The organism is Actinoplanes sp. G11-F43 (assembly GCF_050589265.1).
Classification (GTDB): domain Bacteria; phylum Actinomycetota; class Actinomycetes; order Mycobacteriales; family Micromonosporaceae; genus Actinoplanes.
The window spans coordinates 196,074-210,567 of the sequence record NZ_JBNZCE010000002.1; the positions used below are offsets into that span (position 1 = coordinate 196,074).

General features: G+C 68.8%; 12 protein-coding genes. 9 read left to right on the forward strand and 3 right to left on the reverse strand.

Annotated features, from left to right (window positions below; all coding sequences use genetic code 11):
* Positions 1–95 precede the first annotated feature (95 nt).
* From ACQ0O7_RS01740 to ACQ0O7_RS01765, 6 genes are all read left to right on the forward strand, one after another.
* Positions 96–1,046 (forward strand): branched-chain amino acid ABC transporter permease, encoded by a 951-nt coding sequence (locus ACQ0O7_RS01740; RefSeq protein WP_430779924.1) that lies wholly within the window; start codon positions 96–98, stop codon positions 1,044–1,046.
* Positions 1,043–2,200 carry a branched-chain amino acid ABC transporter permease gene (locus ACQ0O7_RS01745; protein ID WP_430779925.1) on the forward strand — a complete coding sequence of 386 codons (1,158 nt, stop codon included), beginning with the start codon at positions 1,043–1,045 and terminating at the stop codon, positions 2,198–2,200. Before ACQ0O7_RS01740 ends, ACQ0O7_RS01745 begins: the two co-directional genes overlap by 4 nt.
* The gene (locus ACQ0O7_RS01750) at positions 2,184–2,969 is read left to right on the forward strand and encodes an ABC transporter ATP-binding protein (RefSeq protein ID WP_430779967.1); all 786 of its coding nucleotides are present in this window, start codon (positions 2,184–2,186) and stop codon (positions 2,967–2,969) included. The genes ACQ0O7_RS01745 and ACQ0O7_RS01750 overlap by 17 nt, the downstream gene beginning before the upstream one ends.
* Positions 2,959–3,669, forward strand: a complete 711-nt coding sequence (locus ACQ0O7_RS01755; protein WP_430779926.1) for an ABC transporter ATP-binding protein — start codon at positions 2,959–2,961, stop codon at positions 3,667–3,669. Before ACQ0O7_RS01750 ends, ACQ0O7_RS01755 begins: the two co-directional genes overlap by 11 nt.
* Positions 3,670–3,761: 92 nt before the next feature.
* Positions 3,762–6,458, forward strand: coding sequence for a DNA polymerase I (polA, locus tag ACQ0O7_RS01760; protein ID WP_430779927.1), 2,697 nt, complete (start codon positions 3,762–3,764; stop codon positions 6,456–6,458).
* A gap of 231 nt (positions 6,459–6,689) precedes the next feature.
* Complete coding sequence (locus tag ACQ0O7_RS01765; RefSeq protein WP_430779928.1) at positions 6,690–7,118, forward strand: ArsR/SmtB family transcription factor; 429 nt, start codon at positions 6,690–6,692, stop codon at positions 7,116–7,118.
* A 12-nt stretch (positions 7,119–7,130) separates the two neighbouring features.
* Here ACQ0O7_RS01765 and ACQ0O7_RS01770 read toward each other — a convergent pair whose 3' ends face one another.
* From ACQ0O7_RS01770 to ACQ0O7_RS01780, 3 genes are read right to left on the reverse strand one after another with little or no spacing between them, the layout of a single operon-like run.
* Positions 7,131–7,460 (reverse strand): DUF3140 domain-containing protein, encoded by a 330-nt coding sequence (locus tag ACQ0O7_RS01770; protein WP_430779929.1) that lies wholly within the window; start codon positions 7,458–7,460, stop codon positions 7,131–7,133.
* Positions 7,453–7,659 carry a DUF2945 domain-containing protein gene (locus ACQ0O7_RS01775; protein ID WP_430779930.1) on the reverse strand — a complete coding sequence of 69 codons (207 nt, stop codon included), beginning with the start codon at positions 7,657–7,659 and terminating at the stop codon, positions 7,453–7,455. The genes ACQ0O7_RS01770 and ACQ0O7_RS01775 overlap by 8 nt, the downstream gene beginning before the upstream one ends.
* A gap of 56 nt (positions 7,660–7,715) precedes the next feature.
* Positions 7,716–8,528 carry a class I SAM-dependent methyltransferase gene (locus ACQ0O7_RS01780; RefSeq protein ID WP_430779931.1) on the reverse strand — a complete coding sequence of 271 codons (813 nt, stop codon included), beginning with the start codon at positions 8,526–8,528 and terminating at the stop codon, positions 7,716–7,718.
* Positions 8,529–8,740: 212 nt separating this feature from the next.
* Between ACQ0O7_RS01780 and rpsA the strand changes: the two genes are divergently transcribed.
* From rpsA to uvrB, 3 genes are all read left to right on the forward strand, one after another.
* A complete protein-coding gene (gene rpsA, locus ACQ0O7_RS01785) occupies positions 8,741–10,351 on the forward strand; it encodes a 30S ribosomal protein S1 (RefSeq protein WP_430779932.1) in 1,611 nt (536 codons plus the stop codon).
* Between the two features lie 355 nt (positions 10,352–10,706).
* Positions 10,707–11,891 carry a dephospho-CoA kinase gene (gene coaE, locus ACQ0O7_RS01790; protein ID WP_430779933.1) on the forward strand — a complete coding sequence of 395 codons (1,185 nt, stop codon included), beginning with the start codon at positions 10,707–10,709 and terminating at the stop codon, positions 11,889–11,891.
* A gap of 474 nt (positions 11,892–12,365) precedes the next feature.
* Positions 12,366–14,468, forward strand: coding sequence for an excinuclease ABC subunit UvrB (gene uvrB / locus ACQ0O7_RS01795; protein WP_430779934.1), 2,103 nt, complete (start codon positions 12,366–12,368; stop codon positions 14,466–14,468).
* The last annotated feature ends 26 nt before the right edge of the window (positions 14,469–14,494 follow it).

Below are 14,494 nucleotides of genomic sequence, written 5' to 3' on the forward strand. Positions count from 1 at the left end.
GGCCGCCTGAGCGGCCGCTTCGATGCGGCCGGGAGGTGTACTCCCGGCCGCATCGGTTTGTCTGACTACCCCTCCGCGATGCGGGAGCGCGCACTTTGGACTTCGACGGACTTATCAGGAATTTTCCTGATTTAACAATGACAGGGTTGGAACAGGGCGCCATCTATGCCCTTGTCGCCCTCGGTTACACTCTGGTATACGGCGTGCTGCGGCTGATCAACTTCGCGCACTCCGAGGTCTTCATGATCGGCACGTTCACCACCATGTGGACGTGGGGTTGGATGGGCTTCGACCAGAACACCAAGATCGACGGGATCGGCACGATCGTCCTGTTGATCATCGTCGGCCTGTTGGCCGGCGCCGTGGCGTCGGCAGCGACCGCGGTGACCGTCGAGGTGGTGGCCTACCGGCCGCTGCGCCGGCGCAACGCGCCCCCGCTGGCCTTCCTGATCACCGCGATCGGGGCCTCGCTCTTCCTGGCCGAGATGATCGGCATCTTCACGCACCGCGCGCCGTTCGGTCCGCCGTCGATCCTGGAGTCCGCGGTCGTCTTCTCGGTCGGCCCGTTCCGGGTGACCAACACCCAGATCCTGGTGCTGGGCATCGCGCTGCTGATGATGGCGGGCCTGGACCAGTTCGTGAACCGCAGCCGGATGGGCAAGGGCATCCGCGCGGTGGCGCAGGACCCGGACACCGCGGCCCTGATGGGTATCAACAAGAACCGCATCATCCTGCTGGTGTTCGTGCTGGGCGGGGCGATGGCCGGCGTGGCCGCACTGCTGTGGAACATCCGGTACGGCTTCACCAAGTTCAACGTGGGCTTCCTGATCGGTCTGAAGGCGTTCTCGGCGGCCGTGCTCGGCGGCATCGGCAACCTGCGCGGCGCGCTGATCGGTGGCCTGCTGCTGGGCGTCGTGGAGAACTACGCCGCCGGCCTGTTCGGCGGTGAGTGGAAGGACTTCACCGGCTTCGTACTGCTGGTGATCCTGCTGATGTTCCGGCCGACCGGTCTGCTCGGCGAGTCGCTGGGGAGGGCGCGCGCATGAGTGTCGACAAGACGGCCGAGACCAACGGCAACGGCAAGGGCAACGGCTCGGTGCTGAAGTCGCGGTGGGAGAACATGCCGCCGCAGTTCCGCTGGGCGGGCATCGGCGCGCTGGTGGTCTTCCTCTACCTGCTGCCGAACCGTGCCTTCTACGAATACCTCGGCATCCCGCTGGGCGAGTTCTACCTTCCGTTCTACACCGCCCGTTCGGACATGGCCCAGGTGTTGTTCGACACCGCGGTCTTCGTCCTGCTGGCGGTCGGCCTTAACGTGGTGGTCGGCTTCGCCGGCCTGCTGGACCTCGGTTACTACGGCTTCTTCGCGATCGGGGCCTACACGGTGGCGTTGCTGACGTCGCCGGAGAGCCGGCTGGACGTGACCTGGCCGTGGCTGGCCGCGGTGCCGGTGGCTGTGGTGGTGACGCTGATCGGTGGTGTCATCCTCGGTGGCCCGACGCTGCGACTGCGCGGTGACTACCTGGCCATCGTGACGCTCGGTTTCGCCGAGATGATCCGGCTCTACGCCGCCCGTAACGAGGGCATCCTGCAGGGTCAGCGGGGCATCCCGTCGATCCCGCACCCGCCGGGCGAGTCCGGTGGCGAGCCGATCTTCGGGGTGACCGACGCCCGCCCGTACTACTGGCTGGCTCTGACCGTGATCATCGTGATCGTGTTCCTGGTGCGGAACCTGGCGCGCAGCCGGGTCGGCCGGGCCTGGGTCGCGATCCGTGAGGACGAGGACGCCGCCCAGATCATGGGTGTTCCGACCTTCCTCTACAAGCTGGCCGCGTTCGCGATCGGCGCCGCCGTCGGCGGTCTGTCCGGCGCGCTGTTCGCGGGCAACCGCGGCTTCATCAACTCGGACAGCTTCCTGCTGGAGAACTCCATCCTGGTGCTGGCCGCGGTGGTGCTCGGTGGCGCCGGGAACATCGCGGGTGCCATCGTGGGTGGTGCGATCACCTGGTACCTGCCGGAGTGGCTGCGCGGTGTGGGTAGCGAGCTGGGCCTGAACTTCGACCCGGCGGAGTACCGGATCGCGGTGTTCGGCCTGGTGCTGATCGTGATGATGATCTTCCGGCCGCAGGGCATCGTGGCCAGCAAGCGGCGGGCCGCGGAGTTCGAGGACCGCCGGAAGGAGGCTGTCGCCAGTGAGTGAGAACCTGCTCAGCGTGGACAAGGCGACGCTGCGGTTCGGTGGCGTCACCGCCCTGAACAACGTCGACTTCCACATCCGCAAGGGCGAGATCCTGGGCCTGATCGGGCCGAACGGCGCGGGCAAGACCACGCTGTTCAACGCGATCACCGGCGTCTACCAGCTGACCGAGGGCTCGATCACCTTCGACGGGACCAAGATCAGTGGGCAGCGCCGCCACAAGATCACCCAGATGGGCATCGCCCGGACGTTCCAGAACATCCGGCTGTTCCCGGAGATGACCGCGCTGGAGAACGTCATGGTGGGCGCGGACGCCCACCACAAGACCGGCGTCTTCTCCGCGATGCTCCGCCTGCCCCGGTTCTGGAAGGAGGAGCGCGGTGGTCGTGACCTCGCGCACGACCTCCTGAAGTTCGTCGGGATCACCGGCCGGGCCGGCGAGCTGGCCCGCAACCTGTCCTACGGTGAGCAGCGCCGCCTGGAGATCGCCCGCGCGCTGGCCACCAAGCCGAAGCTGCTCTGTCTGGACGAGCCGGCCGCCGGCTTCAATCCGACCGAGAAGCAGGAGCTGCTGGAACTGATCCGCAAGGTCCGCGACTCCGGTGTCACGGTGCTGCTGATCGAGCACGACATGCGCCTGGTCATGGGCGTCACCGACCGGATCACGGTGCTGGAGTTCGGGCAGAAGATCGCGGACGGCCTGCCGGCCGAGGTCCGTGACAACCCGAAGGTGATCGCGGCCTACCTGGGGGTGCCGACCGATGCTGCTTGAGATCAAGGACCTGGTTCTGGAGTACGGCCGGATCCAGGCCCTGCACGGGATCTCCCTGGAGGTCGGCCAGGGTGAGATCGTCGCCCTGATCGGTGCCAACGGCGCCGGCAAGACCACCACCATGCGGGCCATCTCCGGCCTGCGCCCGGTGGCCAAGGGCTCGATCGTCTTCGACGGCCAGGACATCACCAAACTGCGTGCCGACAAGCGGGTCATCCTGGGCGTCGGCCAGTCACCGGAGGGCCGGGGCGTGTTCCCGGGCATGTCGGTGATGGAGAACCTGGAGATCGGTGCCTACACCCGCCGGGACAAGGCGGGCATCGCCGAGGACCTGGAGCGGTGCTTCTCGCTGTTCCCGCGGCTGCTGGAGCGGCGCAAGCAGGCCGGCGGCACCCTGTCCGGCGGTGAGCAGCAGATGCTCGCGGTCGGCCGGGCGCTGATGACGCGGCCGAAGCTGCTGCTGCTCGACGAGCCCTCGATGGGTCTCGCCCCGATGCTGATCCAGCAGATCTTCGAGATCATCTCGGAGATCAACAGCCAGGGCACCACCGTGCTGGTGGTCGAGCAGAACGCCCAGCAGGCGCTCAGCCGCGCGCACCGGGCGTACGTGCTGGAGACCGGCTCGATCGTGAAGAGCGGCACCGGCCAGGAGCTGCTCAACGACCCGTCGGTGAAGGACGCCTACCTCGGCGTCGCCTGACCGGTAGTGCCCACGGGGCGGCCACCTTCGCAGGTGACCGCCCCGTGGTGTGTCCGGAAACTTGTCGGACCGGGCGACTAGAGTCCTGGGACGTGAGCGACGAAGCCCAGACCCCCCGACTGCTGCTGCTCGACGGCCACTCCCTGGCCTACCGCGCGTTCCACGCGCTGCCCAAGGAGAACTTCAGCACCGCGACCGGCCAGCATACGAACGCGGTGTTCGGCTTCACCTCGATGCTGATCAACATGTTGCGCGACGAGAAGCCGACGCACATCGTCGTCTCCTTCGACGTCTCCCGGGTGTCCTTCCGCACCGAGAGGTACCCGGAGTACAAAGCCGGCCGCGCCGAGACCCCGCCCGAGTTCAAGGGCCAGGTCCCGCTGATCAAAGAGGTCCTCGAGGCGCTCCGCATCACCGTCGTCGAGAAAGCAGGTTTCGAGGCCGACGACGTCATCGCCACCCTCGCCACCCGGGGCCGCGACGCGGGCATGGAGGTGCTGATCTCCTCCGGCGACCGGGACGCCCTCCAGCTGGTCGAGGAGCATGTCACCGTCCTCTACCCCAGCCGTGGCGTCTCCGAGGTCTGGCGGATGACCCCGGCCCTGGTCGAGGAGAAACAGCTCGTCCCGCCACACCTCTACCGGGACAAGGCGGCCCTGGTCGGCGAGACCAGCGACAACCTGATCGGCGTGCCCGGCGTCGGGCCGAAGACCGCGGCCAAGTGGATCACCGAGTTCGGCGGCATCGACGGGGTGGTCGCCGCGGCCGACAAGATCAAGGGCAAGGCGGGGGAGAACCTGCGCGCCCACCTCGCCGCGGTGGTGCGCAACTACGAGCTGAACGCTCTGGTCCGTGACCTGGAGCTGCCGGTCCGGCCAGAGGAGACCCGCTGGCAGGGCTGGGACCGGGAGGCCGTGCACCAGCTCTTCGACGCGCTGGAGTTCCGGGTGCTGCGCGAGCGGCTCTATTCCTACCTCGACGCCGTCGAGCCCGAGGCCGAGGCCGGGTTCGACATCGAGGGCCGGGTGTTGCGCACCGGCGCGGTGGCCGCCTGGCTGCGTGAGCACGCCGGCACCGACCCGGTCGGCGTCGCCGTCACCGGCGCCTTCGGCCGGGGCACCGGGCGTCTCACCGGTGTCGCGGTGGCCACCGCCGGTGGGCCGGCCGCCTGGTTCGATCCGGCCGAGCTGGACGAGGACGACGAGCGTGCGGTGGCCGCCTGGCTGGCCGAGCCGTCCCGGCCGAAGATCCTGCACGACTTCAAGCCGGCTCTGCTCGCCTTCCACGCCCACGGCTGGCAGCTCGCCGGGGTGGCCACCGACACCGCTCTCGCCGCCTATCTGGCCAAACCCGACCAGCGGGCGTACGACCTCACCGACCTCGCCCTGCGCTACCTCAAGCGCGAGCTGAAGGTGGAGGAGCCGGGCAACGGGCAGCTCGCCCTCAGCTTCGACGGCGACGGCGACGACCACGCCGCCGAGCAGGCCGTCATGCTGCGCGCCCGGGCCACCCTCGACCTGGCCGAGGTGATCACCACCGAGCTGTCCCGGGACGGCGGTGAGTCCGTCCGGTTGCTCGCCGACGTCGAGCAGCCGCTGTCGATCGTGCTCGCCGAGATGGAGCGGCGCGGGATCGCCGCCGACATCGACTACCTGTCGGAGCTGGAGTCGCACTTCGCCGCCGAGGTGAAATCGGCGCAGGTGGCCGCGCACGAGGTGGTCGGCCGCGAGTTCAACCTGGGCTCGCCCAAGCAGCTCCAGGAGATCCTCTTCGTCGAGCGCGAGCTGCCCAAGACCAAGAAGATCAAATCCGGCTACACCACCGACGCCGACGCCCTGACCAGTCTGTTCGCCCAGACCGGTGACCCGCTGCTGGCCCACCTGCTGCGCCACCGCGACGTCGCCAAGCTCAAGTCGACGGTCGACGGCCTGCTCAAGTCGGTGTCCGACGACACCCGCATCCACACCACGTTCAACCAGACCGTGGCGGCCACCGGCCGGCTGTCGTCCACCGACCCCAACCTGCAGAACATCCCGATCCGCACCGAGGAGGGCCGCCGGATCCGCCGCGCCTTCGTGGTCGGCTCGGGCTACGACACCCTGATGACCGCCGACTACAGCCAGATCGAGATGCGGATCATGGCGCACCTGTCCGGTGACGACGCCCTGATCGCGGCCTTCAACTCCGGCGCCGACTTCCACGCGGCCACCGCCTCGTCGGTCTTCCACGTCGCCCTGGACGAGGTCACCCCCGATCAGCGCCGCAAGATCAAAGCCATGAACTACGGCTTGGCGTACGGGTTGAGCGCCTTCGGTCTCTCCAACCAGCTGAGCATCTCCACCGAGGAGGCGCGCACCCTGATGACGGAGTACTTCGAGCGCTTCGGTGGCGTCCGCGACTATCTGCAGGCCGTGGTGCAGCGGGCCGGCAAGGACGGCTACACCGCCACCATCCTCGGCCGCCGCCGCTACCTGCCCGACCTGAGCAGCGACAACCGCCAGCGCCGGGAGATGGCCGAGCGGATGGCACTGAACGCCCCGATCCAGGGCTCCGCCGCGGACATCATCAAGGTCGCGATGCTGCACGTGGACGAGGCGCTGAAGGACGCCGGGCTGAGCTCCCGGATGCTCCTGCAGGTCCACGACGAACTCGTCTTCGAGGTCGCCGCCGGTGAGCAGCCGGCCCTGGAGGAGCTGGTGCGCCGGGAGATGGGCGGCGCCTACCCGCTGTCGGTCCCGCTGGAGGTCTCGATCGGTTCCGGCCGGGACTGGAACGGCGCCGATCACTGACCCGTGCCGGCCCGCCCGTCATGGGCGGGCCGACGGCCGTCACCTACCGTGATGTCCCGTCGACCCGATGTAGAGACAGCTGGTCCTCCCGGGTGACAGGCGCAAGATTGTCGGATACCCGTCCGGGTGGTGGCGTCGCCAATGGTCAAGCTGATCTGACACCCTGGGCCGATGCCGATTCAATCGACGTCGATTGAGGTTCGCCCGGGCCCCGACGCTGATCGCCAGCCGGTGACCGTCACCGGACCGACCACCACATCCGTCACACCCCGTGCATCCCCTCCGCTCGCCGCCGCCTCGGCCGCTCTCGGCCGGCCCGCTGCCGGGCCGGCCGTCCTCGGGCTCGCGCACGCGCCGCTCGACTCCGACCGGGCCGGGGACCTCGCCGGGACGTTCAAGGCGCTCGGCGACCCGGTGCGGCTCCGGCTGCTGTCCATGATCGCCTCGGCTGCCGAGGGTGAGATCTGTGTCTGCGATCTCAGCGACGCCTTCCCGCTCACCGGCCCCACCATCTCGCACCACCTGCGGATCCTGCGTGAGGCGGGCCTCGTCCACGGCTCCCGCCGCGGCACCTGGGTCTACTACCGCGCCATCCCGGGCGAGCTCTCCCGCCTGGCCGGCATCCTCGACGCCGAACGTCCCGCTCCGGCGACCGTCTAGCCGGTGTCCCCGCTACTTCTTGAGAGGGTCGTGGCCCCAGTTCATCAAGGAGTGGCGCCACGGGCTGTCCGCGACGTCGCCGGACGGCCGCTGCGCCGTGTGCCGGTGGACATAGCCGACCACCTTGCGCATGTGCCGCTCGTCGGCCTCGGTCAGGTCGGCCTTCTTCGTGCCGAGGATCCGGACGATCTTCCGGCCCGAGTCGTGGCCGACCGACTCCGAGCCGGCCGTGCGTTTCTGGCCGACGCTCTTGGACTCGTCGCTGTCGAGCCAGCTGCGAAGTTCGGCGGCGGTCATGTTCACCGCGTCCCGGAAATCCCCGTACACCTCGGTGTCAGCCATGTCGCAGGGCCTCCGGCTTGTGGACCGCGTCCTTGCCGGTCCTGTCGCTCTCGACCTGGTACTGCGGCTCTTCGGGCGAGGCCGCCACGGCACGTCCGGCGGTCTCGGTCCGGCGGGTGATCTTCCGTTGCACGGTGCCGTGGACGGTCTCGCCGTGACTCCGCCAGCTGACCTTGTCGCCCTTTCTGAGGCTTTTCATCGCAGTTGTCATGGTGGCCGGATACCCGGCGCCCGGCCCCGGAAACCGCTGGGCGTTCAGCGTTCGGGCAGGTCACAGACGAAGATCGCGGTGCCCGGGAACAGCCGGCCCCGGAGCGGGCTCCACTGGCCCCAGGTCTCCTCGTGGCCCGCCGGCCACTCCGGCTCGACCAGGTCGCGCAGGACGAAACCGGCAGCCGTCAGCTCACGGACCCGGTCGCCGAGGGTGCGGTGCTGTTCCAGGTAGGTGACGGTGCCGTCGTCGTCACGTTCCACGTACGGCGTACGGTCGAAGTAGGAATTGCGGGCGACCAGCCCGGTCTCGTCCGGCTCGTCCCAGAAGATCCACCGCATCGGGTGGGTGACCGAGAAGACCCAGCTGCCGCCGGGGCGCAACACCCGGGCCACCTCGCGCATCGCCGCCGCCGAGTCGGCCACGAACGGGATCGCCCCGAAAGCCGTGCACACGATGTCGAAGCCGCCGGTGGCGAACGGCAGGGCCATCGCGTCGGCCTGGACCAGCGGCACCCGGACCCCGCTGCGCCCGGCGGCCTCGGCCGCATGCCGCAGCATGCCCGCGGACAGGTCGAGGGCGACCGGGTGGGCACCCTCCCGCCGCAGCCAGCGGGAGGCGGCCGCGGCGCCGGCGCCGAGTTCCAGGATCCGCTTGCCCGCCACCGGGCCGAGCAGTCGCGCATCCGACTCGCGGAGCCGCTCCGGGCACCAGACGAAGTCGACGTCGCCGAGGAAGGCGCCGTGTTCGTCCTGGTAGTCGTCGGCGTCGAGGTCCCACCAGGCCCGGTTGGCGCGGCGTGCCTCGGTCTCGGTGACGCGCGGCACGGTGGTATCGGACGAGTGGGACGAGGTCACCCGGCAACCGTACGGCAGGCGTGGCAGCCGTCCGGATTCGGCTCATAAGGGGCATGATGGCGGGTTCTCCACCAGCAATGTGCCGCAGTAGTCGGGAGGGCTTGCAACCTGTGGTAATGCGCACGGTAAGCTAGTCGATGCGCTCGCGGAACGTGTACCTCGGCAGGGAGCAGGTTCCGTGGTCGCCGGTCCCGGCATGATCGACTGCTTTGATGAGACCGCCCCCGGGTGGTCGTGTGGCTCGCTCGTGTCGTCTCCGGCGGCAGTTCCGTGGAGTGCGCGAGACACCACGAATCCATCCGTTCGGAGCAACTGTCCACATGACGAGCAGCATCGAGGCCACCTCGAGCGCCAACCGGGTCACCGTCGACGATCTCGGATCCGAGGAAGCATTCCTCGCGGCCATCGACGAGACCATCAAGTACTTCAACGACGGCGACATTGTCGAAGGCACCGTCGTCAAGGTCGATCGGGACGAGGTCCTGCTCGACATCGGCTACAAGACCGAGGGCGTCATCCCCTCGCGCGAGTTGTCGATCAAGCATGACGTGGACCCCGCGGAAGTGGTGTCGGTCGGTGACCACATCGAAGCCCTCGTCCTCACCAAGGAGGACAAGGAAGGTCGTCTGATCCTCTCGAAGAAGCGTGCGCAGTACGAGCGCGCGTGGGGCACCATCGAGAAGATCAAGGAAGACGACGGCGTCGTTCGTGGCTCCGTCATCGAGGTCGTCAAGGGTGGCCTCATCCTCGACATCGGCCTCCGTGGCTTCCTGCCGGCTTCGCTGGTGGAGATGCGTCGTGTCCGCGACCTGCAGCCGTACGTCGGCCGCGAGCTCGAGGCGAAGATCATCGAGCTGGACAAGAACCGCAACAACGTGGTCCTGTCCCGCCGCGCCTGGCTCGAGCAGACGCAGTCCGAGGTTCGCACCGAGTTCCTCAACAAGCTGCAGAAGGGCCAGGTCCGCAAGGGCGTCGTGTCCTCCATCGTCAACTTCGGTGCCTTCGTTGACCTGGGTGGCGTGGACGGCCTGGTGCACGTCTCCGAGCTCTCCTGGAAGCACATCGACCACCCGTCCGAGGTCGTCGAGGTGGGCCAGGAGGTCGAGGTCGAGGTTCTCGACGTCGACCTGGACCGTGAGCGTGTCTCCCTGTCGCTGAAGGCGACGCAGGAGGACCCGTGGCGCCAGTTCGCCCGGACCCACGCGATCAACCAGATCGTGCCGGGCAAGGTCACCAAGCTGGTTCCGTTCGGCGCCTTCGTCCGCGTGGACGACGGCATCGAGGGCCTGGTGCACATCTCCGAGCTGGCCGAGCGTCACGTCGAGCTGCCCGAGCAGGTCGTCCAGGTGGGTTCGGACGTGCTGGTCAAGGTCATCGACATCGACCTGGAGCGCCGCCGGATCTCGCTGTCGCTCAAGCAGGCCAACGAGGGCTTCGTCGAGGGCGAGGAGCACTTCGACCCGACCCTCTACGGCATGGCTGCCACGTACGACAACGAGGGCAACTACATCTACCCGGAGGGCTTCGACCCGGAGACGGGCGAGTGGCTCGAGGGCTTCGAGAAGCAGCGCGAGACGTGGGAGAAGCAGTACGCCGACGCCCGCGAGCGCTGGGAGGCCCACACCAAGCAGGTGCAGGCGTCCCGCGACGCCGACGCCGAGGCCGCGCTCAACCCGGCTCCGGCCGGCGGCGTGACCACCTCGTCGTCCTCCTCGACCAGCTCGTCGGCTCCGGCCCGCGCTGCCGAGGAGCCCGCGGGCACCCTGGCCACCGACGAGGCTCTCGCGGCTCTGCGCGAGAAGCTGGCCGGCGGCAAGAGCTGATCCAGCGGAAGCTGATCCTGCGGTAGTTGGTTCCACCGAAAGGCCGCCCTGGCGCCGGGGCGGCCTTTCGCCATTCCTGAACGGCCACCTCGGCCACTTCGCCGGATCGGCCTCATCGCCCTCCCGTGAGCGCCGCCGTTCCTGTCTCATCGTCGTTCGGTGAGTGCCGTCGTTCCCGCCTCATCGTTCTGCCGTGAGCGCCGCCGCCGTCCTGGCCTTCCGCCCCGGCCCTTCGCCCCGGCCTTCCGTGCGTGGCTGTCGGTGTGGTCCTCCGCCATTTCTTTCCGTGATTGTCGCCGCCCGCGTGGCCCTCCACCCATTCCGTTCACGGTGCCGCCGCCGGGATACTGATCTCATGCTGAGAGTCGGGCTGACCGGTGGGATCGGGGCGGGCAAGAGCGCGGTGGCGCGCCGGCTCGCCGAGCACGGTGCGGTGATCATCGACGCCGATCTGCTGGCTCGTGAGGTGGTCGAACCGGGCACGGACGGGCTGGCCGAGATCGTCGCCACCTTCGGCTCCGGCGTGCTGACCCCGGAGGGCGCGCTGGACCGGCCGGCGCTGGGGCGTCAGGTCTTCGGCGACGAGTCGGCGCGACGGAGCCTGGAAAAGATCATTCATCCGCGGGTACGGGTCCGGACCGCCTCGCTGACCCACGCGGCGGCTCCGGACGCGATCGTGGTCAACGATGTCCCGCTGCTGATCGAGGCGGGCTACGGTCCCACGTACCATCTGCTGATCGTGGTGATGGCGGACCGCGCGGTGCGTGTCGAACGTCTCACCCGCATCCGTGGCATGTCCCCGGCCGAGGCGGATGCCCGCATCGATGCGCAGACCAGCGACGAGCAGCGCCGGGCCGCCGGTGACGTGCTGCTGACCAATGAGGACGATCTGGACGGCCTGCACGCCCGGGTGGACGCGCTGTGGCGGGACCGGCTGGTGGAGTTCGAGCGGAATCTCCGTTCCGGGCGGTCCGTGCGGAAGAGCCCGGAGTTGCGGATCGTGCCGGCCGACCCGTCGTGGCCGGTGACCGCGGCCCGCCTGATCGCCCGGATCCGGCACGGCATCGGCGACCGGGCCACCGTCCATCACATCGGCTCGACGGCGGTGCCCGGCCTGCCCGCCAAGGACATCATCGATCTGATGATCGGGGTGCGCACCCTGGACGAGGCCGACGCGCTCGCCGCCGACCTGGGCGCGGCCGGTTTCCCGGCCCGGCCGGGGACCTGGGCGGATCACGCGCACGGAAGCCCCGGCCGGACCTGGCCGAAACGGCTGCACGGTTGCGCCGATCCCGGGTACCGGATCAACCTGCACGTCCGGGTCACCGGCTCGCCGGGGTGGCGGTTCGCGCTGCTGATGCGGGATCACCTGCGGGCGGTGCCGGCGGCGCGGGACGCCTACGCGGCGGCGAAGAGCGAGCTGGCGGTGCGATTCCCGGACCGGGCGGGGTACGCCGAGGCCAAGGAGCCGTGGTTCCAGGAGGAGGCGCGGGCGGCCGACGATTGGGCGATCGCGACGGGGTGGCAGCCGGGGGTTTAGTCCCGTTCCGGTCGTTTTCTGATTCTCCCGTTTCCGGCCTGTCGTTTCGACGGCTTGCGGCTTCCGGCCGGCCTTGCGGCTTCCGGCTTCCGTTCTTGCCGGTTTCTGCCTTGCGGCTTCTGGCTTGCTGGCTCCGGTCCTGCCGCGTCTCTGGCATCCGGGCGTGTTTTTTCGTGGGGTCCTCGCGGCGGCCGGATCGCGTCTTGCGCGCGACCCACCACGGGTGCGCTCGCCAGGGCGTCCGGTAGCGCATCGACCACGGTGCGGTCGGGCCCGGTCGGGGCCCGGTGCCGGCGGCCGCCGCGGGCAGCCTCCACGACACCCAGGTTAGGTGGCCCGCGCAGACCGGACAATGCCGCCCGAGGGGGCCGAATGTGCATCCTGAGCACGCCGGATCTCTCCGGGTTCGATGAACCGGCGGCGGTCCGCGGGGCGGTCCGGAAACTTGTCATACCCCCGACGTACGGTGGTGGCATGGCGCTCGACATCCCACGACTCGACGGCCGGTTCGAGGTCGTCAGCGACTACAAACCCGCGGGTGACCAGCCCGCCGCGATCGACGAGCTGGAGCGACGGGTCCGGCGTGGCGACCGCCACTCCGTGCTGCTCGGCGCCACCGGCACCGGCAAGAGCGCCACCACGGCCTGGCTCATCGAGCGGTTGCAGCGGCCGGCGCTGGTGCTGGCCCCCAACAAGACGCTCTGTGCCCAGCTCGCCAAGGAGTTCCGCGAGCTGCTGCCGAACAACGCCGTCGAATATTTCGTCAGTTACTACGACTATTACCAGCCAGAGGCGTACATCGCCCAGACCGACACGTACATCGAAAAGGATTCGTCGGTCAACGAGGAGGTCGAGCGGCTCCGGCACTCGGCCACGATGTCCCTGCTGACCCGGCGCGACACGATCGTGGTGGCCACGGTCAGCGCGATCTACGGCCTCGGCACCCCGCAGGAGTATGTGGACAGGGCCGTCCGGGTCAAGGTCGGCGAGGACATCAACCGGGACAAGCTGCTGCGCCGCCTGGTCGACATCCAGTACGCGCGCAACGACATGGCCTTCCAGCGCGGCACGTTCCGGGTTCGTGGCGACACGCTGGAGATCATCCCGGCGTACGAGGAGCTGGCGATCCGCATCGAGCTGTTCGGTGACGAGGTGGAGAAGCTCTACTACCTGCACCCGCTCACCGGCGACGTGGTCCGCGAGGTCGACGAGCTGATCATCTTCCCGGCCACGCACTACGGCGCCGGCCCGGAGCGGATGGAACGGGCGATCAACGACATCGAGGCCGAGCTGGCCGACCGGCTGGCCGAGTTCGAGCGGCAGGGCAAGCTGCTGGAGGCGCAGCGGCTCCGGATGCGGACCACCTACGACATCGAGATGATGCGGCAGGTCGGCTTCTGCAACGGCATCGAGAACTATTCGATGCACATGGACGGGCGGACCTTCGGCGAGCCGGCGTATACGCTGCTCGACTACTTCCCCGACGACTTCGTCACCGTCATCGACGAGTCGCACGTGACGATTCCGCAGATCGGCGGGATGTATGAGGGCGACGCCTCCCGCAAACGGATCCTGATCGAGCACGGCTTCCGGCTGCCCAGCGCCGCCGACAACCGGCCGCTGCGGTTCGACGAGTTCCTGGAGCGGGTCGGCCAGATGGTGTTCCTGTCCGCCACCCCCGGCAACTGGGAGATGGAGCAGGCCCAGGGCGAGTTCGTCGAGCAGGTCATCCGGCCGACCGGCCTGGTCGACCCGCAGGTCGTGGTCAAACCGACCAAGGGCCAGATCGACGACCTGATGCACGAGATCAAGTTGCGCACCGAGCGGGACGAGCGGGTCCTGGTCACCACCCTCACCAAGAAGATGGCCGAGGATCTCACCGACTACCTCCTGGAAAACGGCATCCGCGTCCGTTATCTGCACTCCGAGGTGGACACCCTGCGCCGGGTCGAGCTGCTCAAGGAGTTGCGCAAGGGCGACTACGACGTGCTCGTCGGCATCAACCTGCTCCGGGAGGGCCTGGACCTGCCCGAGGTGTCGCTGGTCGCCATCCTCGACGCCGACAAGGAGGGCTTCCTGCGCAGTGGCCGGTCGCTGATCCAGACCATCGGCCGTGCCGCACGTAACGTGTCCGGCGAGGTCCACATGTATGCGGACAAGATCACACCGTCGATGCGGGACGCCATCGAGGAGACCGACCGTCGCCGGGCCAAGCAGATCGCACACAACGAGGCGAACGGGATCAAACCGCAGGCCCTGCGGAAGAAGATCCACGACATCCTCGACGACATCTACAAGGAGGCCGAGGACACCGACGAGGTCGTCGGCGGTTCCGGCCGGCAGATGTCGCGTGGCAAGGCCTCAGTCCCGGAGACCCGTGCCAAGGCCAAGGCGGCTCCGGCTCCGGCGCGCGCGGGCATGGCCCGTGCCGAGCTGGCCCAGCTCATCCAGGACCTGAACGAGCAGATGCTGGGCGCGGCCCGCGAGCTGCAGTTCGAGCTGGCGGCCCGCATCCGCGACGAGATCCACGAGCTGAAGAAGGAGCTGCGCGGCATGGACGCGGCGGGCGTGCGATAACCGTTCGTCCAGCGTCAGCGGGCTGT